We start from the raw sequence: 24,765 nt of genomic DNA on the forward strand, positions 1-24,765 counted from the left end.
AGAAAGACAAATATATATACTAAATAATGCATAGCTTACAAGGATAGAATACTGTTATGAGCGGTAATAAACGAACCATACTATCTGGGTTTTGGTATTGGCCAGCTTTCCACTCCTGATTCGTATGCCCACTGATTCCACCTATTTTTCAGGCTATCTTTTAGGGTCGATGTCGATTCTTCTGTTTCATAGGGATCTCTCGTTAGGTTATACAACTCCCAGTCTTTTTCATGCATCTGAACGAGTTTAAATCCATTATTCCAAACGGCTTTATTGCCCTGATGCTCCCAAAAAAGAGCCTGATGGTGGTTATCCTTGGTACCCGCTATCAATCCCAAAAAACTCTTGCCGTCAAAATCCCCCTCTTCCAACGAAATACCCGTTATATCCAATAGAGTAGGCATAATATCAATGATATGGATTGGTTCCTCGATTACTTTTCCATTGGAGTTGGGGTCGCATGGCAAGGAAAATAGCAAAGGGGTCCGAATTCCACCCTCGTAGGTTTCGCTTTTATACGATCTGAAGGGTGTATTGCTGACGTTTGCCCAATGCATTCCATAAGACACGAATGAATCTGCGCCTCCAATCGGCGCATTCCCAGACCTATTTACCGCTTCCCTACTCGCACCATTATCGGACAGAAAGATGATTACCGTATTCTCATATACTCCTAAATTTTTTAACTGATCGATTAGGATTCCGATATTTTGATCCAACCGATCCACCTGCGCCGCATATACTTGCATTTTTTTAATCTCTTCTGCTTTGTTTTCCACCGTTTCCCACGACGGAAACTCGGGCAAACTTATTTCAATATCATCCGACACGATGCCCAGTTTTTTTTGCTTTTCAAACCGCCTGGATCGTATGTATTCATATCCCTGATCGTAGACGCCATTGTATTTTTTAATGTCCTCAGGTAGCGCCTGTAAGGGAAAATGGGGGGCAATATAGGCCAGGTAGGCAAAAAAAGGTTTTTGATCCAACACCGCCTCTTCGATAAAGCCAATGGCTTCCGTTGTAAAATTATTCGTTGAGTAAAATGACGCAGAGTCAGGGAAAACCTGTTCTTGATTTCTGTAAATGGGTCGATCTAAATAGTTTGAAGGGTAAAAATACAAGCCTCCGCCAGCAGGTATTCCGTAAAATCGGTCGAAGCCTCTCCTATCGGGCCAATGGATTCTTTCATTTCCAACGTGCCATTTTCCGGTCATGATGGTTCTGTAGTCTTGATCGCGAAAGGCTTCGGCTATAGTAGTAACATTTTCATCGAGAAAGCCTTGATACGAGAACAGTCCCAGATCGCTGTCCATGTGACCGATCCCGGCTTTATGAGAATACAAGCCTGTCAGCAGGCTTGCTCTGGAAGGGCAGCACCTGGAAGCATTATAACAGGCGGTAAACAAGACCCCGTTTCTGGCCAGTTTGTCCAGATTAGACGTAAGAATTTCGGAACCGGTAATTCCAAGATCGGAATAGCCCATGTCGTCCGCTAGAACGATGATTACATTCGGTGAAGTCTTGACTTCTTCCTTTTTCACACAGGAAAATAAAACCAAAAACACCAGAAAATCAGCGAAATTTCGCTTGCTTACTTTCCATATTGTATAGACGTTTTTCCGCATAAACTAAACAATCAGAATTTACTGAAGGTATATCCAAGCAGCTCATTGATGGTGAAATTACGCATCATAACCCTATTTTTGCTACCGGGAAAACCAATAAGGTTATGATGCGTACGCTAAAATCGGCAAGCTCAATTTTGCCTTTTAAAGAATCATTGAGGCGATTTAATACCCTCCGGGATTTTGGTTAATGGTAGCACCATTGGCCCTATAGGTATCAATTTCGGCCTGTGGAATGGGAAGCAAGTAATCTCTGGGATTGGCGAATACACGAATAGCATTGGGAAAACGGGCATCCGTATTGAGATCGTATTGAGATTCGATTCCTGCGTAGGATACAAAACCATCTTCATCAATTTCCGGTACATGTTCGGCGTTTGCTTCATCTAAAATTCTTCCATACAAGACCACTGGCATCACCTTGTCGGCAATATTCCAGCGGCGAATATCAAACAGCCGAAATCCTTCGTTAGCAAATTCCACCTTTCGTTCCCTTTTGATCAAGGTTCGGAGAAACGACTGGTCCATGGAAGTAACGGCTGGATAGCTGTCTGAAGCTTCAACTGGAACTCCGTATGCTCTTGCCCTTACCCGATTCAGTGCCTCGTGTACAGAGGCATCTATTTCATTGAGTTCTATCTTGGCTTCGGCATAGTTTAACAACGCCTCTGCATACCGTATTAACGTGAAGTCTGTATCACTCCAAAATCTATTTTGAAGTTGGGATTCCACGTTGGTATATTTTTTCCAAAGATATCCGCAAAAAGCAGCTGGCCAGATCACCGTCCTGGAATCGTTGTTCCTACCCCTGATCGTTCCATCCACATTTCGTACTTCCAGGCTATCCGGATGGCTTTCGAAAATGATTCCTCCCCATTCACTCTGTGGTGTAATGATCGAGGCCTTCAACCTAGGATCACGATTTTCGAATGGATTTTTTGGGTCGTATACAGCTGACTCATCTATCGGTAACCCATCGGTAGCTTCGTAACTATCGATCATGGATTGCGTGGGCACTACTGTACTGTAGGCTCCAAAATTCCTGGAACCTTGAGCGACTGAAAAGTTTGGGACGGTTCCAAAACCATCCCTGAATGGCATTACCAAAATAGCCTCCGTAGAACCCTCTCCTTGCGGAGTGAAAAGCTCTTCGTAATCCGGGTGTAGATTTAGGTTTCCACCATTAATCACTGCTTGCGAGGAGGTAGCCGCTTCTTCATACCTTCCTGAATAAAGCGCAATCCTTGAGTGCAATGTCAGTGCGACGTCTCTGAATATCCGGTTACCTTCTTGCACGGTTGCTGGCAAATTCTGTGAAGCTTCTTGAAGATCGGCTAATAGGTTATCAATAATTTCTTCTTTGTCTACCCGTGGCAATAGTGCATCCAATGGGTTTTCGATCACTGTTTCCGTGTAGGGTACATCCCCAAATAGAAAGACAAGGTAATGGTAAAAATAAGCCCGTAATACCATAGCCTCATACTTAATTTGATTTAACCGCTCAGCGGGTACTATATCGGCGGCCCGATCCAAATTGTTAATCAGGTTATTGGCTCGGGCGATACCCCGGTACATATGGGTGTAAATATTTAAAAAACCTCCACTATTTGCACTGTGGGATCCGGCTCCCAATTCGTCAAAGCTGCTAAAACCTCCCCTCACAAGCCCAATATCTGTGGCTCCGTTGTCCATATTTACTTGTACCGGCAGGTTGTATCCACCTAGCCAAATCAATGAGTTATAAACTCCTGTAAGTGCCAGGTCTAATTCCTCCTCATTGGAAAAAAAGGTGGCATCCGTTGGTTCTGTAAGCGATTCCAAATCCAACAAGTCGGAATCACATGCTGAGATCATAAACAATACTAATATAGAATAGATGAATTTTTTCATGGTGTTTTCTGGTTAAAAGGTTAGACTGGCTCCGAAAGTATAGGCTCTGGCAATTGGGAAAAATGCCCCGGAACTACCGTTAGGAGTTAGTGGGTTGGTCCCTTTCGGGAGCCTGTTAAAATTGGCCAGATTTTGGATCGAGGTGTACACCCGTAAACTCCTTGCTTTTAATCTATCCTTTAAGGTGGGGAAGTTATACCCCAAACTTAAATTTCGAATGGCCAGGTAGGATGCGTCAAATACCCACACATCGGAAGCTCTCGCATCATTGCTACCTGAGCTTGTAGGCGCAAGTACTGGAATCCTGGCATTTTGCCTCTCAGGAGTCCAGGATTCTTCCACATGCCATTCTTGCACCTTCCCCGCATTCCACAAGGGCATAATGGCATCACCTTGCAATAACAAATCCCTTTTTCCTACCCCTTGAAACATCAACGCAAAATCAAAGCCTTTGTAATCCGCCGTCAGGTTTAATGCATAACTATACCGGGGAAATGGATCTCCGATAATAACCCGATCATCGGGGTTAATGACCTCGTCTGAGGAATCATTCATCCCGTCGCCGTTAGTATCCAAGGTAGGTTGATCCACATACCTGATGTTTCCTGGAATAAGCCCCCCAAATTGATTGGGAGCATTGTCGATTTCTTCCTGATTCTGAAAATACCCCATGGATTGGTACCCAAATATAGAACCAATAGGACTTCCTGTGGTGGTAATCGAGTTTCCACTTATTATCTGTCCCAAGCCACCCAAATTGGTCACCTCATTTTTCACGTCGGAAAAATTGAAGTTCGCACTGTAATTAAACTGTCCGATCGCATCCCTCCAATTGATATTGAAATCAACCCCTCTATTTTCGACAGAACCTACGTTTTGAAGGGGAGCACTCAATCCCACTACTCTGGGGACAGGCAAGGCCAATAAAATATCATTGGTAGTCCGGACATAATATTCAACCGAAAAGGTTAACTGGTTATTAATCAAGCCCGCATCCAATCCGATATTTGCAGTTTCCGCTGACTCCCATCGAATTCCTCGGTTGGCCAATACATTTTGTGCAGCACCTGTAGCTACGTTATCGCCGAAAATAAAATTCGATGCCCCCAAAAGAATGTTGGCGGTATACGGGAAATCATTACCAATAGTCCGGATATTCTGGCTACCAATCTGTTGATTACCCAATCGACCCCAGGAAGCTCGCAATTTAAATTCCGAAAAGAAATCTAAGGGACTGAAAAATGCTTCTTCAGTCAAACGCCAGCCTGCAGAAAATGAAGGGAATATGGATACCCGATTTTCCGGTGCAAATCTTGAGGAAGCATCTCTTCGTACGTTAGCCTCAAAAAGGTATTTGTCCAAATAGGAATAGTTAAATCGGGAAAAATAGGAAACCAAACTGGAATGCGTAGCACTTCCATTATTTCTCATGTTGGTCTCTGCACCCGCATTCAACTGTTCGAAACGATCGATGATAAAATCAGTCCTGGAAGCACCAAATTGCATCCAATTGGTCTTAATCATTTCGTAACCGCCAAGTATCGTAAATTGGTGGTCTGTGATGGATTTGCTGTAGGTAATTAGACCGATGAGGTTGTTCTCGAATATTCTGGTATTGGTATTGCTGAGTGAATTTCTATCGGGTACATTTCTGGTTGACTTTGAGTCCCAATCCAGAATTGTTGTATACATCTTATTGAAGTTACGATCGAAAAGATCTCTATACTCTGGAGAATAAGTAAGACTTACATTTAGGTCTTTCACCGGCGAATAATTTACCCGCATCAGCCCTCTAAAATAATTGTTTTCATTTCGGTTTAGTCCCCCGTCTGTGGCGTGCGCAATGGGATTTTGACCACTCCAACCATCACCCCAAGACCCATCAGTATGTATGGCAACTTGTGTAGGGTCAATTCTAAAGGCATCCAGAAAAACCCTGTCCAAACCCGAATTGGGCTGGGAAGTCAACTCCTGACTAAAATTCAAATCAAATGTCAGGTCGAATTTATCGTTAATCTTGATATCCGAATTGAATCGGCCATTATATCGCTTGAAATTGTAATTCTTTACATTGGCCCCCTGATCCGTATAGGAGATAGATCCCATTAGCTGAACGTTTTCTGTTCCACCATTTACGGTGAGGTTATGGTATTGCTGGAATCCATTTTCTGAAAACAGCAAATCCATCCAATCGGTATCCGGATAAATGTCGGGGTTTGTCGCCATGTTCTGCTCGTAATTGGCAATGGCGGCTTCGTCCGTATTAGTCACTCTTAAAAAATCAATCGCGCCCAAATAAGACGGTAACGTTTGAGGTTCCTGCCAACCGGCATAGGTATTGTAGGAAACCGTCATCGCTCCCACTTTCCCGCGCTTCGTGGTCACAAGTATGACTCCGTTGGATCCCCTCGACCCATAAATTGCAGATGCCGCTGCATCCTTCAGGACCGAAATACTTTCAATATCAGCTGGGTCAATGTTATTTATATCCCCTTGAATCCCGTCTACAAGTACTAAAGGATCATTAGACGCACCGAGAGACCCAATACCCCTTACCCGTAAGGTAGCACCATCCGCTCCCGGACGGCTGCTGGACTGGATAGCAGTCAATCCTGGTGTCATACCAACCAAAGCCTGAGAAGCCTGGAATACCGGTTGTCGCGAAATAGCAGCTCCATCTATGGATTCTACCGAGCCTGTTAAATTGATTCTCCGCTGGTCTCCGTATCCGACTACCACCACTTCACTAAGATCACTCATATCTGGATCTAAATTGACATCAATGGAACGTTGGTTACCAACGGTAATCTCTTGTTTAAAATACCCCAAAAAGGAATATACTAATACCGAATTACTGCTCGGCACCTCGATTTGATACCTTCCATCCAAATCTGTCACCGTACCTGAACTGGAATTCTTTATCAAAATACTGACCCCTGGCAAGGGAGACTCATTTTCGTCGAAGACAGTACCGCTGACCGTGATAGATTGGGCCATGGAACTGGTCGCAACGACCATTAGGACCAATACAAATAAACTTGGTAAGATTTTTTTCATTGTTACGGTTATTTTGGCGAAACATTGTTAATCTTTCTGCATACACAGAATATCTATCAATACTATATATAAAAACCGTAATAAAAAAGGCATTATTTATAAAATTAAGGAATTTTATTCCGTAATCGTTACCGATAACGTTTACATATAAAAATTTAATAAAAAATCAGCGTTATTTTTAATAATTCGATAACGTGAGCTGGTAATCCAGGCAAAAGAAAAAACGCATTCAGGAAGTAGCTACTAGGCCTGATGAACTGTACCAAAGAGGTGGTCCCGCAAACCAGGTAACAGGATAATGTACCAAACGACCATTCCAATAATGCTTAATTTTATTCCAACAATGGCAAATTGGGAGGGCTTTTTGAAAAAATGATGTTTTGAACGATAGCAAACTCCCGTTCTGCCAATTCCAGGAAAAAAAGCATTGGATGGGCCGAAATTGTAATATAAGGAGGTGAGCCATGAAACCGGGGCTATGGATCGAATAGTTCACCATATTTTCGAAGGTCTGATTCAACGATACGGTTTCATTTTTTCGGTAATCTTTAAAGTCAAAGTCACTTCTTGCAATACTCTCGTAAGCCTCATGGATTTCTCCGGGTTCAATTACCAAAAAGGATTTAAACTGAAAGGCTTCCCCGGTTTTCACTAGCGATCCTACTCCTCCCGGCACCGGGGCAAATAACTGAGTCTGGGCTCAAAGGCGATATTCTTCACTTGTCTCTATACCACCTTGTTGATTTTTAGCTGAAAACCAAAATGAAACGCCCCCTTCCATTCCTTTTAAAGGAATAGTAAACTCAAAGGGATAGTGTTCATCCAACAAACGGTTGACTTTGCCATCCTTATCAGTATAAAACAGCGTAACACTCGAAAAATGGGAATCATCCTCCTGAAGGTAAATGTAACCCCTCCGGTCATATTCCCCCAAATTAATCACCATGGCCCGTGCTTGACCAAAGTCAATTTCCTGAAGGCTGCTGAAGGGAGGTGTACTTTTGGACAAAAATCGCTGTTGAAAATCAACCTTTGCCAAAAGTCCTCCCACCTGGATCGCTGTGATACCATTGCCAGCCACCTCTACCTCAAAGGAAGTGGTATTTATTGTAGAAGCATTTCCCTCGTCTGAAAAAACATTTATTTCTCCAATTGAGCTAGTTGTCCATTCAGGATTGATATTGACTGTGGCTTTCACAGCATCTTCTGATTGATTTGTAAAAGCCAAGAAAAGTCCGGTGTCATTATATCCTGATATATAATTCAATTCCGGGTGGGAAACTGTCAACAAATTTTTTGGCATCCACAGGTGTACTCCATCTTCGCCATAAAATTTCCCGGGTTGACTGCCATAAAATTTATTTTGCAGATAGGCATATCCCTCAATATACTCCGACGGAAAATCGATCTTTCCCTCCGACCTGACAAACGCATCTGTGACTAAATAATCCAACAACATACTGGCCATGGGCAGTATGTGATTATAATGGAAGGAATTTACGCTTAACGCTTTATGTTCCCGCAAGGGATAATCAGGCTTTTCATAGGCCGTAGTGCGTGCGGTATTAATATGGTATCCAGGAAAGTTTTGATAACGACCTATAATTGCTGATTTGGCAACTTCCTTTAAGAGTGAATCATCGGCGTAGTATCCCAAACGCAACATCCACGGAGCATAATTAGCCATAAAAATAGCCCGGTGACCTTGGCTGGTACCGGAAGACTCAGGAGTTAGTCCAATTTCAGAAAGTCTCCATGCTTCCACTTCTTCCTCCGGAAAATACATCTGCTCATGGCCTTTGGATTTCAGGTACCAATAAAGCGGAGCTTTACCGCCCTCGTTTACTAAAATTTGGGTATTCGGTATTTCAGGTGACATCCAGGTAAACATGGTATATCGCCTGGCACCATCTTGGGCTGCATCTAGGTACTTTTTGTTTTGCGTGATTTCATATAATTCGGTCAAATCCACCCATCTGTGGGTAAAAGCATTCCAAAAGAATGATCCCGGCGAATATGGGTCCGCAAAATCCTCTTGTTTGATTTCAACCCTATTTCTGAGGTATTCGTCCGCACCTGAAATGGCCAGGTCAAGGTATTTTTTATCCCCGGAGGCCTTGTACAAATGCATGGCATTGACCCAGGAATCTCCCTTTTCGGCGACATCCAGGTTCCGGATTCGGCTCCCCGTAAACTCCTTTTTAGCCAATTCCAAGAAAAACCCATTGGAATGGCCAAGAATATTATACAATGAAGTAAGTTCAGACACAGGGGCTATAGGTCCCGTCATGCTTCTGGATGGATGCTGGATTTTTTGTTCGGGGTCAAGCGAAAAAAGAAATTTCTCCCTAGACAACATATACTCCAAGGTAGGGTAAGCTCTTTGTTCAAACATCACCGAGTCATCCATCACAATAGCTAATTCCAAGGGATTCAAACTGGAAACATTCTTTACGGCGCCGGGAACATCTGTGGAATAAGCAAAGCCCTTTAATGAATCTACAAACCAGGCATAATCCGACATGGAATAGTCCACCATATTTTCAAACGTCCGGTTCAATGATACCGTCTCATTTTTTCGGTAATTTTTAAAGCCGAAGTCATTCCTCGCAATGGTTTCATAGGCTTCATGGATTTTTCCCGGTTCAATTACCAAAAAGGATTTAAACTCAAAGGCTTCCCCGGTTTTCATTTGGGATCCTACTCCTCCCGGCACCGGGGCAAATAACTGAGGCTGGGCTTTTCCATTTTCATTCCTGACCATTACACCAAATCGACTGTTCGTAGACAATGGCAAAGGATCAAAAGGAAATTCCTCAGAGGCGGCCATTACCCCAAGGGAATGGGTGCCGTCATGGACTAAAGCCGTAGGAATTGGGCAGCGAAAAGCCAAGGTCATAATGGGGCTTTCCGGAAATCTTTTTTCCTGCCAAATCAGCGGCTGCCATATTTCTGCTACCTCAGAAAGCGAAAATTCGGGCGCACCGGTATATCCAACCGAGAAAAAACCGTCTTTTTTGGGCTTGAGTGTAAAGGTGATGGAGGGATTCCGGCCTTCCAAATCTGCTATTTGTCCCGAAAAATCAAACCACTCATGATCATCAAAAATAAGTTGAATTGTTCCTTCCGTCATTTCCATTTCTGAAGCACTGATGGAAAAGACAGTTCCTGCATTGAATGGATTGGAGCTTCTTTCGGCTGCCTCACCTTCTAGAATAGCATCATCAAACCCATCTCCTATCGAACTTTCACTTCTTTTTACTTCATCCAAGTCCGCATCCTTTCCCTGATAGGCTGTCCAAGTGATGATATTGTATGGTACTCCCTCGATGCCAGCTGGCCGCATTGCCATTTTCGGGTCTTCCTGACTATAAATAATGGAAAATTTCGGTTGAAAACGATACGGTATTCCGTTCTTCAACAGGACTATTTGGTCCGCTTCTATAAAAACCTTATCTCGACTTCCGGAATTACATCCAACCAATGCATAAAGGCAAAGAAAAACACAAATTTTTGACAAACATTTCATAGGTAAAAGGAGCGAATTAATGAGAAATAAGGCAGAGTTGCTACCTCCATTAACAACGTGGTGAAACTGTACAGATTCGTATTTTTATCTTCTGATTAAATTCTCAAAATCCAAAAACAACGATTTTCCATTAAACTCAAAAGTCAATGTTTTATCTTTCTTTTTAGCTTTTGCATAGGGGGAATCGTAGCGGTTATAATTGGTGTCGATAACTTTCCCATCAATACTAAAGTCAGCCCCAAATTTCAAATCGTATGCTGCGTTATTCGATTGATAATTTAGTTCAAGCGTTTCAGCATTAAAACTCACTTTGTTATTTTGAATTCTTTGCATAAATGTTTCAAAAGAGCCATCCTCGGTAAGCGAGCCGGCCTCTGTTATCCAAAACGTTTGTTTCCCTTTTTGAATTATATCATCGTTTGTTCCATCTCTATATTTAAAGTCGTTTGCTCCAATAAATGCACAATAGGTTTCGCCTTTTTTGCCAAATACATAATTCTGATCGATGTAAACCGAGTCAAATAGTTCTGAAGGAAAATACGCATGCGTATAATCAAGCAAGGCCACTTCCATCATGGCCTTTTTTTCAGGAATATTATAAATTGAGAGGTTCACATTTTTATGCTGAGCGGAATGAGGGATATGCCCATACCCCCTCCAATAGCCTTGTTCTGATTGCTTTTCAAAAGCCGGATGATTATGGAAGATGCTAAAGTGGTTTTTAATATTCATTCCGGAAATGTGGTGTTGACCGCCATATGTACCGGGGTGGTAACTTTGTGCTGTGTATAAGGTGTAATCTTTGTTTTTGAGGGTGTAAGTATTGCCTTCCTGGATCGCTGCCCCGTTTGTCTGGGGATTGAGTGCTCGGAAAATAGCAGGCTCTAAATGTAGCCAATCGATTAAGGTATAATCAACTGTTTTAAAACCTTTTAAGAAATCGTTTGAGAACATGTTGCATTTTCGAATCTGAGCCAGGGAGTTTCTCACTACCTCAGGATGTGTAAAAGCTCCCATTCCCCACTGCATCATCATACTCCGGTTGTCGGTTCCGTAGTATCCTTCCGATTTTAATTCAGATATATTTAAACCGTTACTTTGCTTAATAATCACTTCTGATGAATCTTTTGCAATTTCAATTAAAACAGGTGGAAGATTATAATTTTGTGTTGTCATCATACCATAGACTTTCCCTTCATTTAGCGCTTTACCATCTCCCCAGTAGTATCTTGTAATTCCTCCTAGGGTTGAGCCAGGACCACCTTTTCGGCCTGCTGCATGGGCTCTGGCACTTGTAGACACAAACATGCCGTTAATGTTTTGTGTGGCTATATCATAAAAAAGCATATCCATAATCATACGGCTTTTTATCAATAATTCTTCGTCATCTGCAAAGTCAATTATATTTATTAGTGCAGCTACATCTTCATGGTAATAAGATGAATAAAACTCACTGAAACCATAATTCCATCTCATTTCCAACCAGTCAAGTGCCCTTTTTTTTGCTTTTGCCATGTGTTGTTTTCCTGTTAATCCACTATTTGAGAAAACCGTGTTCGGATACATTTGGCCAACCAAATACTCGGCTGATGCAAAAAGAATTTGGTGGTTCTCGGTCCAGTAACACATTGAATTTTCACCCGGATCGTCCCACCACCAGCGGAAGTTAAAAAGAACTTGTTCAATTTCTTCTCTATAAGATTCAGGAATCTGGTCGCCTGCTTCGTATAAAATTCGTACCAAGTTTATCAGCCTAAAATCAGAGCAGTCATATTCATTTAGAATCCATTCAAGCGCCCCGTCTAACTGGGTCCAGTCAATTTCATCTACACCATTGGCTAAATCGTATTGTAACTGATTATTTTTTATACTTATCCCTTCCGAGGGCCTTGCAGGTATATCCTCATACTTCGAAATGCGGATTACATCAACAATAACCGTTGCTACAATTACCAATAGCAATAGTTGAAATAAGTGTTTAATCTTGAATTTTTTTATCATATCTAATTTATGTTTCATCCGAACAAAAGCTACCTCCAATAAAATAATATCAGTAAAATCACTTTATCCATTTTTAGCCCTAACGAATTCGTTGTGTACGACCAGGCGTACCGGCCCTAAAAGTCCGGATTTTTGCAAAGGGGATAATGTTCCATTTCCTTCCCTGATTCTCCTGCGTAACATAAATTTTTTCATACTAATTAACTCCTGTTTATTTTATTATTCACGTAAAGGTATATAAGGTAAGAAAATGCAAGCTTTCAGTGAATTTTAGATCAAAAGCGATTTTACAACCTCCCCATGAACATCCGTCAGGCGATACCTCCTACCCTGGTGTTTAAAATTTAGTCGTTCGTGATCCACACCCATCAAATGCAAAAGGGTGGCCTGAAAATCATGCACATGTACGGGATTCTCCGTGATATTGTATCCCAAATCGTCGGTTTGCCCAAAAGAAAAGCCTTTTTTCACACCAGCACCGGCCATCCACATGGAGAAACATTTCGGATGGTGATCCCGACCGTACGTAATCTTGGTTATCTGACCCTGAGAATAACTGGTTCTCCCAAATTCACCTCCCCATATAACCAGCGTATCGTCCAAAAGGCCCCGTTGTTTCAGATCCCGAATCAGTCCTGCTGTGGGTTGGTCCGTACTTCTGGCCATGGTTTGGATATCGTTCGGAAGGTTTCCATGTTGATCCCATCCCTTGTGGTACAATTGAATAAATTTTACATCTTTTTCTGCCAACCTTCTGGCCAGAAGGCAATTGGCAGCATAGGTACCCGGAATATGCACGTCGGGCCCGTATAGATCCAGCACATGGTCTGGTTCTCCGGAAATATCCATGGTTTCCGGAACCGATGTTTGCATGCGGTAAGCCATTTCGTATTGAGCTATTTTGGAATTGATTTCCTCGTCGGGATTGGATTGAAATGCGTGTTCATAAAGGGCTTTCAAATGACCCATGTACCTGGAACGTTGATCCCTTCCCACACCCGATGGATCATTCAGGTAAAGCACCGGGTCTTTACCCGAACGGAACTGCACCCCTTGATACTGAGAAGGCAAAAAGCCATTGCCCCACAGCCTTCCGTAGACAGGTTGCGCACCCGATCGTCCCTTGGAGACCAGGACACAAAAAGCCGGTAAATTTTCATTTTCACTTCCCAGGCCATAACTCACCCAGGACCCTATGGAGGGTCGTCCTGCTTGCTGAGACCCCGTCTGGAAAAAGGTAATCGCCGGGTCGTGGTTGATCGCCTCAGTATGGAGTGATTTGATGACACAAATTTCGTCCGATATAGATGCGATATGCGGCAAAAGTTCACTGATGTACAAGCCGGATTCCCCCCGTCTTTCGAAGCCAAATCTCGATCCGATCATCGGAAGCGACTGCTGCCCTGCCGACATGCCTGTTAATCGTTGTCCTTGTCGAACCGAGTCTGGAAGCTGCTCGCCGGTTCGCTTGATCAACTCGGGTTTAAAGTCAAATAATTCAAACTGTGAAGGACCACCGCTCTGAAATAAATAGATGACCCGCTTCGCCCTGGGAGGAAAATGAGTTCCACCCATACCCGGGTCCGGCAAGGCCTGAGAAGAAAGGGGGTTCACCAAACTGGCTAAGGCCATTCCTCCTATTCCCAAACCGGCTTTGGTAAGAAACTCTCTTCTGGAATAGTGGTTCACCTGGGAACACAAATCTACCATATCGGTTACTGTTTCGTGTAAAAATCGAAATGATTAAACATTAAATTCGCCACCATCGTTAAGGCCGCTGTTTTTTCTCCGGAAAGGCTCCGATCTACCGTCGAGGAGCCAACTGTCAATAATGCTTCTCTTTCTCGTATATTCTGGTTGAAATGACGTAGTTCTTCCGAATACATTTTTTGGAAAATCTTGAGTTCTTCCGGCTCTGGCATCCTCCCAACAACCCTTCGGTATCCATAGCTTAATTGATCTTCCAGACTATTTCCACCTTCTTTTTGCATTTTCTCAGCAAGTACACGGGAAGCCTCGACGATCTGTGGGTCGTTCATCAAAACCAGTGACTGCAATGGAGTATTCGTTTCTTGTCTCTCCACCATGCAATCCTCCCTGCCCGGGACATCGAAGGCAGTCATGGCCGGAGGCGGTGAGGTTCTCCGAATAAAGGTATACATGCTTCTACGGTACAGGTCTTTCCCTCTGTCGGGAATATAGGTGAGTAAAAAATTCGAAAACTCTCCTTTTTCCTTCCATAATCCTTCCGGCTGATAGGGCTTCACACTCGGTCCGCCTACCTCATCCACCAAAAGACCGCTCGCATGTAAGTAACTGTCACGAATAAACTCTCCCATCAGCCGATGCCGTGGACCCCTTGCTAAATAGACGTTTTCCGGATCTAACTCCTCCAATTCCTCGCTTGCCAGGGATCGTTGCTTGTACGTGGACGACAGTACCATTTTCTTCACCAGGGCTTTTACATCCCAGCCCGATTCTATAAAATCCACCGCTAACCAATCCAGTAATAAAGGATGAGAAGGCAGTTCACCCTGACTACCAAAATCACCAACGGAAGCGACGATGCCTCTGCCGAAAAATTGATTCCAATACCTGTTTACCGCTACTCGGCTTACCAGTGGATGATCGGCATGAGTGAGCCACTTTGCCAATCCCAGTCGATTTCGAGGCCATTCGTTCGCCAAAGCTGGCAACACACCCGGAACTGCTGCAGTTACTTCCTTCGTAGGCAAGTTGTACTCTCCTCGGTCTAGTATGTACGTTTTACGGGGTTGGTCTCTTTCCTTCATGACCATCACCTCTGTCTTATTCTCCAGCATCTCAAGCTGCTCACTCCTTGCCGCGTGCAAAAATTCACGAATTTCCCTGGCCTCCCTATTTGTATGAAAGTCCAGGTGCTCCAACATAACAGGACGCTTATGTTTCCTCACCGGAGAAAAATCCTTATCATAAAATAGCTGGGTAATTTCAAGCTCGGTCAATGCCCTGTTATAGATGTACAATTCGTCCAATGCACCCGTAAAAATACCGTTGTCTCCACCGAATGCACGATAACTTCTTGCAAGTCGTAAGGGCCTTATTACCGAAATTCCCCGACTATCTCCCACCGGTAAGATACTCTTGTAAAGGTTATCCACGAGAACATCGGAAGCGGATGGTTTTCCATTGATGTATAGCCGAGTACCGGAGGCCGAAGCAGAACCGTTGTAGGTAAGGGCAATGTGACTCCAATCGTTCCCAACAATCGGATCCCTGGAAGCTATGTGGATACAATTATGGGGTAAGGCATGGATAAGGCGCACATGCAGCCGATTGATGCTATCCAGGTACACCTCATATCCTCTGAAAAAATTATTTTTATTGCCCGAATTAGCCAGCAGCGAACGATACGGTTCCTGACTTTCCGGCTTCGCCCAAAACGAAAAGGAAAACGACGAAGTCATTTCAAAAAGTCCCTGCCCGGGAATTTCCAGAAAGTCCGACTCGTTCTTAAAAAGCATCCCGGTGCCCGCAGGAGAAGGAATAAATTCCGGACTCCCTTTCACCTTTGCCAGAATCTTTCCAGATTTGTCAGGAGTAACGCCCTGGTCAACGGTATCGAAACCGAAATGCGCAACCAAGCCCATTTTCAACGTTTTTTCGGATGACCATTGTTCGGGCAGGCTACGGATCTCCTGCTGTTGCCTAAAACTTTGATGTGCCTTTTCCTTTTTGTTTTCTAATGCGAGGATTTTAGCTTTCAACCTTTCCAGTTCCCTTTCCTCCGCGTCTTCCAGGTACAGCATCAGAGGTCCTGAATTTCCATCATTCCCAGTCATGCCCAACTCGTCCATGTTGTTGAAAAAAGCTGCCATGCTGAAGTAGTCCTTTTGCGACAGTGGGTCAAATTTATGGTCATGGCATCGGGCACAATCCAACGTCAAGCCCAAAAATGCTTTTCCTATTGTCTCCGAACGGTCGAATACGTATTCCAAACGGTACTCTTCATCAATTATTCCAGCTTCCGAATTCGTCTGGTTATTCCGATTGAAAGCTGTAGCCAAAATCTGCTTTTTGGAGGGATTTGGCATCAAGTCGCCCGCTACCTGCCACTCAATAAAGCGATCGTAGGGCATGTTTTCGTTAAAGGCCTCAATGACCCAATCTCTCCAGGGCCACATCAGCCGGTAGCCATCCGCATGCAAGCCATTGGAATCTGCATACCTCGCGACATCGAGCCATTCCAGTGCCATTCTCTCTGCGTAGGCAACTGTTGCCAACAAACTGTCTACCACCTTTTCATATGCATTGGAAGATGTATCCGCTAAAAAACGATCAACCAGCTCCAAATCCGGTGGCAATCCTGTTAGATCCAGGCTAACCCTTCGGACTAACCTTTCTTTCTCCGCAAGTGGGCTGGGCTTTAATCCCTTTTGATCCAATTTTGCCATTACAAAATAGTCTATTTCATTGGTGGGCCAGGTGGCATCAGAAACGGGAGGTAGCATTCCTTTTTCCGGTTTGGTATACGCCCAATGCGGCTTGTACTTCGCCCCCTGCTCTATCCATCGAATGATGATGGCCTTTTCTCTTGGAGTAAGGCTTAAATTCGACTGAGGAGGGGGCATCATTCGTTCCGGATCTTCCGAAATCAATCGTTCGTAAACTTCGCTGCGGCGAAGATTCCCGGGTGAAATAGCTTGTTTATTTGGATCATTTGCCAAATGCCCATGGGCCGCCTCCGCTTGATCTAGCCGTAAACCCGCTTCTCTGGTATTGGGGTCCGGACCATGACAAGAAAAACACCGATCGGATAAGATTGGCTTTACGTGGATGTTGTAATCAATTTCTTCCGATAAAGAAATCTCCGCTTCTAGTATTTCGGAAGACTTTTCAACACCGCAGGAACCTACCGCCCAGGAAATTATCCAAAACACAATAAAAAGCGAATTTGGGAGAAACTTGGATACACTTATTTTTTTCATAAACCCATACGTGGTTATTCGGGAATTCATGACCCTATTTATGTCAATTTTTTACCGCCAAACCCCAAGCAATATTATTGGCAGATAATAGAGAATACGCTCAAAGTAATACTTCTTCACGAGCGTATGGTTATTAATATAATACAAAAACTATATTCTAATTTAATGGTAAATTACAACACAAAAAATGATCTATGTAATTATTTTTGATCTTTTATATCGATAACGTTATCGGAAACGTTTTCATTTAATAATATTACAAAGAAGCTCGGTTGTATTTAAAAATAAGCAAAGCCAACGCTTGATTTTTACAACTAGATTACAAAAGAAATTAATAACAAATGCTTTAATTTACAATCAATACCAGCCATTGCTCAAAAAAACCAACCATTGATGTGAAAAAACCCACCACCATAAAAGACATTGCCGAAAAGCTTCAGGTTTCCATTGCAACCGTATCCCGTGCACTGCGGAATTCCTCGGAAATCAAAAAGGAAACCAAAGAGGCTGTGCTGAAAATGGCCAAATCCATGGATTACCATCCCAACCTGCTGGCCAGCAGTCTGAGCAGTAAAAAATCCAAAATAATCGGTGTGGTCGTGCCTACCATCAACCGCTACTTCTGGTCTAATTCCATCGCCGGAATTGAAAATATGGCCTATCAGGAAGGCTATAAAGTGATGATTTTCCAATCCGGTGAATCCTTTAAAAAGGAGGTGGAAATTGTGGAAACACTGGCCAATAGTAAGGTAGATGGCATTATCATCTCTTTTTCAAAGGAGACCTGGACTTTTGATCATGTGCAACATGTAATCGATAGAGAGGTGCCAGTGGTACTCTATGAACGAGCCTGTGCCAACCTGGGAACCTCAAAAATCAAAACGGACGATAAAAACGGAGCTTTTATTTTAACCAACCATTTGATAGAAAGGGGAAGAAAAAACATTGCCTATATCGGGGGGCCACTTGCCCTGGGGGTATGCAAGGACAGACTGGAAGGCTACCAAAAGGCTTTAATTGCAGCTGGATTACAGGTGAAACAACATCTGATCATTACCCTGGAAGATTTTACCTTTGACCTTGCCGGTGATGCCTTGCAACAGTTATGGGCCCATGCGGACAAACCGGATGGACTCGTTTGTTTTGCGGATATTCTGGCTATTGGGGCCATGCATGCCGCCCACCAACTAGGCATTCGCGTTCCGGAGCAGTTGTCCATTGCCGGGTTCGGAAACGACGAAACCAGTCGATTCATCAGTCCGGCCATTACCACCATGGCCCAACCCTCTTTTGAAATGGGGGAAATGGCCGCCCGGGTACTGCTGGAGGAAATCGCCTGCTCCGGGGAGGCCCATGAGAAAAGGCACGAGGTCATCAAGTCCAGGCTGATCGTCCGGGAAAGTACCTGAAGCCAATCCCCCGAAAACACCTGGATCCTAAAGGGTCTCAGCTTTCGTAGACTCCAATGCCAAACAAACCAGCGGGTACCTTCTTCTCGGGGTGTTTGAGCTGAAGCACAATTTTTTTAGCCCTGATAGCGGGGGCAAGGACAATCTCATACCTGCTTTGGTGATTATTTTTTTCCTCATAAAGCAGGTTGCCCCGCTCATCGAGCAACCGAAACTCCCGCACACAAAAAGGCATCACCCGCTCGTCATGGCCCCTTAGGGTCGACTCCAGGGGGTGATCATAGTCCGTATCAAACCAAAGCAAAATTTTCCTGATTTCCTGCTGCACGGGCCAGGAAAAAGTAAGGGTAGGTTCGGGGTCCTTTGGATCAGCCACCCAGGCATTGCTTTGGAAGGTGGGACGGAAGCTGCCATTGAGCAGGTTTTCAGGACGGTATAATCGCAGCGCTGGTTCGCAGCTGATGGCCAGGTTATGCCCTCCCGGCCTCCGTTCCGGCAACCAAAAATCAAAGGCATCCACGCCCAGGCCTTCAGGCGGTTCCTGTCGGCTGCCTTTGGCAACATCCAAATTGACCCGGTTAAAAACCGTCAGCAAGCCGGTGAGCCTTAGCTGGCTAATGCCAACCTGAACAAGTGGATTGGCTTCAAAAGCTATAAAGTAGTACGCTGACGCATCTAGCAGCCTATCAAAATCTACGGTCAGTTTATGTATCCCTCTTGATACTGCAATCTCCTTTTCCGCCAATTGCCTGTCCGGGGTAAAGTTACCCGGTAGGCTACTGCCCATTAAGCGGAGCACCAGATGGGTTGCTTTCTTTGCCTTCACCTCAAAGGTAAAAACCGGAATCCTACCTGCTTCCAGTGGAAGCATTTGCGCCATGCTGCTGTCCAGGTCTTTCCATCCGGCATCTGCCGGCAACTGCTGCAAACTAAACGTAGAAGAAACAGATACCGAAGCCGTTTTGACCCGATTGTCGGTATCCGCCAAATGCATGCCCGGCAGGTATTGGCCCATGCCCATCAGGCGCTGCTGCAGCTTATCCATCAGCTCTTCGTCCATCAGCTCCCGGGGCAAAAGGTGCTGTTCTCTGCAAAGGGCGGCCGCCATTCCCACCGCCTGGGCGTTATGGGCGCAAGTGGCCATCACCCTGGAGGAACCGAAAGCCACATGGCTGGCGCTGATGATCCTGCCGGCCAAAAACAGGTTTTCGATATTTCTGCTGTACAGGCAACGGTAGGGAATGCCGTACACCCCTTTGGCATGCCACTGGGTGCAGCCGGGAAGCTCCCCGTAAATGCCATCTGCCGGATGCAGGTCCAGGGCCCAGCCTCCGTAGGAAACCATATCTGTAGGCCTACGCTGCTCCACTACATCCCGCTGGGAAAGCATGTAATCCCCTTCAAAACGCCGGCTCTCCCGCTTACCGGGGATCATGCCCACCCATTCCAGGGTATGCGTTTCCATCTCGGGGTAGTCTCCGGAATTTTTGATATGGTCCCAGATGCCATAGATGATGCGCCAAAGCTCCCATTTGATGGTTTCGGTGGCGTGAATGGTATCCAATCGCCCCCCATATTCCACCCACCATAAGCGGCAACCCCTGTCGTACAGGTTAAAGGTATGGAAACGGGGCAGGCTGGCCAGGTCGGTGTTGGCAAATGCCGGAGGAAAAAACCGCACCGGCTTTCCCGTATCCTTGCTGTGGAAATACAGGGAATGTCCCAACAGCTCCCCATAGGCCTTTTCCGGCGCAAAGGCTTCGCCAAACTCCTCCCTGGATTCCGCGCCAATGCGAAAGGCCGCACCGGACAAAAATCCGAGGATGCCATCTCCGGAAGCGTCCACAAACAAGGGGGCCTCCAGCCGGTACTGGGTGCTATTTTGGCTGCAAAAAGCCAGCACTTTGGCGATTCGGCTGCTGCCTGCTTTTTCACAGGCATGGACGGCCGTGTTTAGCAAAAGGGTAATGTTTGGCTCTTGGGTTACTTTTTCCAGCAGCACCGTATCCAGAATCAGGGCATTTCCCTCGGGATTGCGGTATTGGTTTTCCAAGAGGATTTCATCGATAATGCCCCCCTCCCTGGCCCAGCGGTTGTTATTGCCCATGCTGGAAGTGGCTCCCAGGATCCAAAGCCGGATCTCGGAAGAGGCGTTTCCCCCCAGCACCGGGCGGTCCTGTACCAGGACCACTTCCATACTTTGCCGAGCGGCCGTGATGGCGGCACAAATACCGGCCATCCCGCCACCAACGACAACCAGGTCGGCAGAAAGGGTTTGGGAAGTAAGGGAACGGTTTCCGGAAAAGGGTGCCTCAACGAGCATGGCGAAAGGGTTTAAGTGTGATACGACTTATTCGCAAGGTACATAACCCGATGCAATTCGAATTTTAGAATTCAATAAAAATAAGTAGTTTTAACAAAAAGTTATTTCCCAAAAACCTGATCTCTATGAAAACCTTATTCCTTCGCTCCCTTATCCTAGCATTGACCGCCTTCCTTACCCTTTCTGCCCAGGCGCAGCAGGAAATACCCTCCGGATGGAAAGTAGGCAGCCAGGCCTATACCTTTCGCCTGTTTTCCCTGGAAGAAACCCTTGAAAAGCTGAACAGTATCGGCGTACGCTATGTGGAGCTGTACCCGGGACAAAAAATCACCAAAACAGGTGATGCCACCACGCATTTTTCCGCTTCCCAGGCAGATAAAGACAAAATAAAATCCTTACTGCAACAGTACGATATCGAAGCTGTAGCCTATGGGGTAGCCAGTCCCAGTGATGAGGAATGGCCGGACTTGTTCGCTTTTGCCAAAGAAATGAGCATTGGCATCCTGACAACAGAACCCAGGCCCAATCAGTTTGACCTGATAGAAGAACTTGCTGAGGAGCATCAAATCAAGATCGCCCTGCACAATCACCCCCTGCCTTCCCTATACTGGCATCCGGAAGTACCCCTTCGCTTTCTGGAAGGTCGATCGGAACTGATGGGGGTCTGTGCGGATATCGGCCACTGGGTGCGCTCCGGTCTGGATCCGGTAGCAAGCCTTCGCAAACTGGAAGGAAGAATCATCAGCCTGCACATGAAAGACCTGAACAAAGCCGGCGTCCGGGATGCGCACGATATCCCCTGGGGCACAGGCAACTGCGATGTGGCCGGGGTCCTGCACGAATTAAACCGGCAAGGGTTTGAAGGCGTCTTTTCTGCCGAATACGAACACAACTGGGAAAACAACCTGCCGGAAGTCAAAGAAAGCATGGATTATTTCAAGCGGGTAGCGGCGCAGTTTTAGGTTTGAAAGTAGGATTTGGACTTGTACGGATTACTGGTCACGGTATTATCTGGAAGTTATGGCGCTTGTCCAAGGTGAACACAAATCAAAAAATTCGTATATTTAAGAAAGTCAAAGAAAATGGAAACTATAAGAATCGACATATTGAACCCCAAGGCTAAAGCTCTTTTAAAAGATTTGGCAAATCTAGAGTTGATAAGGATCAGGAAAGAAAAACCAACTACAGATTTTTTTGAATTACTTAAAAAATTCCGAAGTAAAGCAGATAAAGTTCCTAGTCTGGAAGAAATCACATTAGAGGTTGAGGCAGTTCGCAAAGCCCGTTATGAAAAATAAAAGGGTTATTTTAGATACAAACCTTTGGATTAGTTTTTTAATTTCTAAAAGACAGCAGGAGTTGGATTTACTTCTTGAATCTGGTACTATAATCCTTATTTTTTCTGCTGAATTGCTTGAAGAATTTCTAGAAGTTTCAAATCGACCCAAATTCAAGAAATTCTTTAAAAAATCCGATATTGAAGACTTACTACGTCAAATTGACAGCGTCGGAGAATTTGTAAAAGTGAAGACCAAAGTGGATAAATGCAGAGACCAAAAGGATAATTTTTTATTAAGTCTATCTATAGATGGCAAGGCAGATTTCTTAATAACAGGTGACACAGATTTATTAGTGTTGGGTAAATTAAAGCAAACCCAAATAGTTTCATGGTCTGAATTTATTTCAAAAGTATGAGAGACACGACACCATAACATTAGCTGGGGAGCAGCAGGTCGGTTCCGGGAAAAAATAAAACTTTGCTACCTTAAAGGACGTTTTTGAACGGGATGAAAAAAGGGCTCTGAAAATGCTTTCCTATAATCCGCCCAGGATTTCCTTGATGAACTATGGAGTCTTAACCACGGCGGGTTAAAGAGTGTCGATTTGGCATTACATCTGGTTTTCAGCAAATCTCTCACTTTGTGGAATTTAATGAGCGGAGTTTACCTTCCCAATACCCCTTAATTACTTAGGTTAAATTTATACATTTTCAGGTTGTTTGTTGATGGTCTGCTAACAAATATTATTTTTGATATTATTTTTGATATTATTTTTTTAATAATTATTTTTAATTGTTATATTTTTAATATGAAATTCATTTTTATGAGTAATAAAGTCAAAACTAGACAAGAAATAGCCGATGAATATGGCGTTTCTACAAAAACTCTTTCTCGTTGGCTTAAAAAGAAAAACCTTGACATTTCAAGTGGGTTTGTAACACCAAAAGAACAAAATCAAATCTACGAAGTATTTGGGGAACCCCCAAAAAAGTAATAGTCAATGAAATAGACCTAACCTTTTTCACAAAAAAACTTAATGATGGAACCTACAGCATGCTCCGTATTTTCGGATTTAATAAACCAATGCCCTTCATTGGGATAACTTATCCAATTCACATTTTTATTTCCCGAATATTCTATTCTTTTTACGCTTTCTGAAAAACTCACTATAGGATCATTTTCTCCCAATATATGAATTTGGGGTACCCGACCGATATACCGTTCTGAAGCAGGCATACCAAACAGGGAAGCAGTGGCTTTCACAATTCCAAAATTCTCTTCCACTACGTGTTCCATTAGTATATTCCCTGAACTTGCCGCAAGGGTATATATGGGAATTCCTTTATTTTCTTTCGAAAGATGGTGTAACCATTGGATCATATCCTCCTTTCCTTCCGAGAAATCAGCTTTGTTAAATTTCTTTCCGAATCCAAAAGACATGGGGTAATTGGGCGCAATAATTCGATATCCATTATTGGTGAGATTAGCTAAAACAGGGTCCCACCTGGGGGAAAAGTCACTGTGCAAGCCGGGATGGAAATAAAGAATCACTCCCTGAAGGCTGGAAGCATCAGGAGGTTGAAATTCGTATGCCGAGGAAAGCTCCTCTGAAGCCGGTAAATATCGATAATCAATCGTTAAGTCCAGCATATTATCGGCAACACTGTAAATAGACCTATTTGCCAAATCGTAAATATAAAGAGATTTGGGAACCCAAAAATCAGTATATACCATGATCAATTGGTTATTTCCGGAAAAGGAATAATCATACACTACTCCTCTTTTAGTAATTGATTCAATTTCTCCGGTTTTCAGATTTTTTCTTTTCAAAAAATACTCTCCGGCAGCTACTTCCATATAGAATAGGTCATCCCCCTTTCTTTTTGGTAACTTAACATCAAGCCCGGCATCAAGGATTAGAATAGGATCTGCCTCAGGAAGTTTCAAATTAATGGCATAAATTTTAAAAAATTCCCCTCCTTCATTGCTAGCAAAGTAAACCAAATCATTAAACAGGAAGGGATTGAGTTTATGACCATCACTGTTCCGGAACAATGATCGAAAAATATCTCCCTCCTTTTCTATAAAAAGAAGTTGATCATCAGCATTAATAACAAAATAATTTCCTTCTTCTGAGAATTCCACGTGGTGAAGTTGATTTACCCTTGGAAGTAGAATGCTCCTTTCTTCATTTTGAAGGTCCAATAGATACAAGGTAGGGTCATCCCGCATTTGCACTACTACTAAATTACCATTTCGAAAAGAGAAAACTGATCGAACCTTATTTGATTCGGGAAAAAAATTTTCAAAAAGCTCATCTGAAGCCCTCCACTTTTCATTCCCATCTTTATCCTGAAGTGCCGTTATTTTTCCATCAAACAGAAAGGGAAAACGCTGATATTTAAACGAATCAAGCTTATGGGTATGCTCCCCGTCAAAACGATGTAAAGAAAAGGATTGACCACTATTGGCTGAAAAAATAACATCTCCGTCATCAAGGACCAGAAATCGGGTGTCTGTTTCCATTGCAACAGCAATAAAAGGTCGAATTTCAATATTGCACTCCACTGCCGTTCTACTGCACCCAAAAAATAAAAAACCTATCGCTAACCATATTACCATGGAAGCCAAATTCCCTTTTAGAAATTGAATTCTGTTGATATTTCTCAATTTAGTTTGTT

At 43.9% G+C, this 24,765-nt stretch carries 15 protein-coding genes; 5 read left to right on the forward strand and 10 right to left on the reverse strand.

The features are described 5' to 3' along the window. Window positions 1-80: 80 nt before the first annotated feature. From GL182_RS05380 to GL182_RS05410, 8 genes are all read right to left on the reverse strand, one after another. The gene (locus GL182_RS05380; protein ID WP_163378619.1) at window positions 81-1,628 is read right to left on the reverse strand and encodes an arylsulfatase; all 1,548 of its coding nucleotides are present in this window, start codon (window positions 1,626-1,628) and stop codon (window positions 81-83) included. Between the two features lie 165 nt (window positions 1,629-1,793). Beyond that, a complete protein-coding gene (locus tag GL182_RS05385) occupies window positions 1,794-3,518 on the reverse strand; it encodes a RagB/SusD family nutrient uptake outer membrane protein (protein WP_163378621.1) in 1,725 nt (574 codons plus the stop codon). A gap of 12 nt (window positions 3,519-3,530) precedes the next feature. After that, window positions 3,531-6,575, reverse strand: a complete 3,045-nt coding sequence (locus GL182_RS05390) for a SusC/RagA family TonB-linked outer membrane protein (protein WP_163378623.1) — start codon at window positions 6,573-6,575, stop codon at window positions 3,531-3,533. A gap of 700 nt (window positions 6,576-7,275) precedes the next feature. Next, the gene (locus GL182_RS05395; protein WP_240469661.1) at window positions 7,276-9,927 is read right to left on the reverse strand and encodes a hypothetical protein; all 2,652 of its coding nucleotides are present in this window, start codon (window positions 9,925-9,927) and stop codon (window positions 7,276-7,278) included. 261 nt (window positions 9,928-10,188) lie between these two features. Continuing rightward, window positions 10,189-12,123: a hypothetical protein gene (locus GL182_RS05400; protein ID WP_163378626.1), complete on the reverse strand. Its 1,935-nt coding sequence runs from the start codon at window positions 12,121-12,123 to the stop codon at window positions 10,189-10,191. Between the two features lie 45 nt (window positions 12,124-12,168). Continuing rightward, on the reverse strand, window positions 12,169-12,300 hold the full coding sequence (locus tag GL182_RS24375) for a hypothetical protein (protein ID WP_262889321.1): 132 nt from the start codon (window positions 12,298-12,300) through the stop codon (window positions 12,169-12,171). A 75-nt stretch (window positions 12,301-12,375) separates the two neighbouring features. Beyond that, window positions 12,376-13,815 carry a DUF1501 domain-containing protein gene (locus GL182_RS05405; protein WP_163378628.1) on the reverse strand — a complete coding sequence of 480 codons (1,440 nt, stop codon included), beginning with the start codon at window positions 13,813-13,815 and terminating at the stop codon, window positions 12,376-12,378. Window positions 13,816-13,820: 5 nt separating this feature from the next. Further along, entirely contained in the window at window positions 13,821-17,072 is a 3,252-nt protein-coding gene (locus GL182_RS05410) for a DUF1553 domain-containing protein (protein WP_163378630.1), read from the reverse strand. A 395-nt stretch (window positions 17,073-17,467) separates the two neighbouring features. Between GL182_RS05410 and GL182_RS05415 the strand changes: the two genes are divergently transcribed. Then, window positions 17,468-18,481 carry a LacI family DNA-binding transcriptional regulator gene (locus GL182_RS05415; RefSeq protein WP_163378632.1) on the forward strand — a complete coding sequence of 338 codons (1,014 nt, stop codon included), beginning with the start codon at window positions 17,468-17,470 and terminating at the stop codon, window positions 18,479-18,481. A gap of 37 nt (window positions 18,482-18,518) precedes the next feature. Here the strand turns inward: GL182_RS05415 and GL182_RS05420 are convergent, their stop codons facing one another. Continuing rightward, window positions 18,519-20,804 carry an FAD-dependent oxidoreductase gene (locus tag GL182_RS05420; RefSeq protein ID WP_163378634.1) on the reverse strand — a complete coding sequence of 762 codons (2,286 nt, stop codon included), beginning with the start codon at window positions 20,802-20,804 and terminating at the stop codon, window positions 18,519-18,521. A 125-nt stretch (window positions 20,805-20,929) separates the two neighbouring features. Here GL182_RS05420 and GL182_RS05425 point away from each other — a divergent pair, with 125 nt between their 5' ends. The 4 genes from GL182_RS05425 to GL182_RS05440 all read left to right on the forward strand — a co-directional run bounded on the left by GL182_RS05425 (window position 20,930) and on the right by GL182_RS05440 (window position 23,078). Then, the gene (locus tag GL182_RS05425; RefSeq protein WP_163378636.1) at window positions 20,930-21,766 is read left to right on the forward strand and encodes a sugar phosphate isomerase/epimerase family protein; all 837 of its coding nucleotides are present in this window, start codon (window positions 20,930-20,932) and stop codon (window positions 21,764-21,766) included. 120 nt (window positions 21,767-21,886) lie between these two features. Then, window positions 21,887-22,102 (forward strand): hypothetical protein, encoded by a 216-nt coding sequence (locus tag GL182_RS05430; RefSeq protein WP_073097509.1) that lies wholly within the window; start codon window positions 21,887-21,889, stop codon window positions 22,100-22,102. After that, window positions 22,092-22,499: a putative toxin-antitoxin system toxin component, PIN family gene (locus GL182_RS05435; protein WP_163378638.1), complete on the forward strand. Its 408-nt coding sequence runs from the start codon at window positions 22,092-22,094 to the stop codon at window positions 22,497-22,499. The genes GL182_RS05430 and GL182_RS05435 overlap by 11 nt, the downstream gene beginning before the upstream one ends. Before the next feature lie 408 nt (window positions 22,500-22,907). Further along, window positions 22,908-23,078, forward strand: a complete 171-nt coding sequence (locus GL182_RS05440) for a helix-turn-helix domain-containing protein (RefSeq protein ID WP_163378640.1) — start codon at window positions 22,908-22,910, stop codon at window positions 23,076-23,078. A gap of 17 nt (window positions 23,079-23,095) precedes the next feature. Here GL182_RS05440 and GL182_RS05445 read toward each other — a convergent pair whose 3' ends face one another. Continuing rightward, window positions 23,096-24,610, reverse strand: a complete 1,515-nt coding sequence (locus GL182_RS05445) for an alpha/beta hydrolase (RefSeq protein WP_163378642.1) — start codon at window positions 24,608-24,610, stop codon at window positions 23,096-23,098. Window positions 24,611-24,765 lie beyond the last annotated feature (155 nt).

Origin of the sequence: Cyclobacterium sp. SYSU L10401 (assembly GCF_010993705.1) — a bacterium.
Classification (GTDB): Bacteria; Bacteroidota; Bacteroidia; order Cytophagales; family Cyclobacteriaceae; genus Cyclobacterium.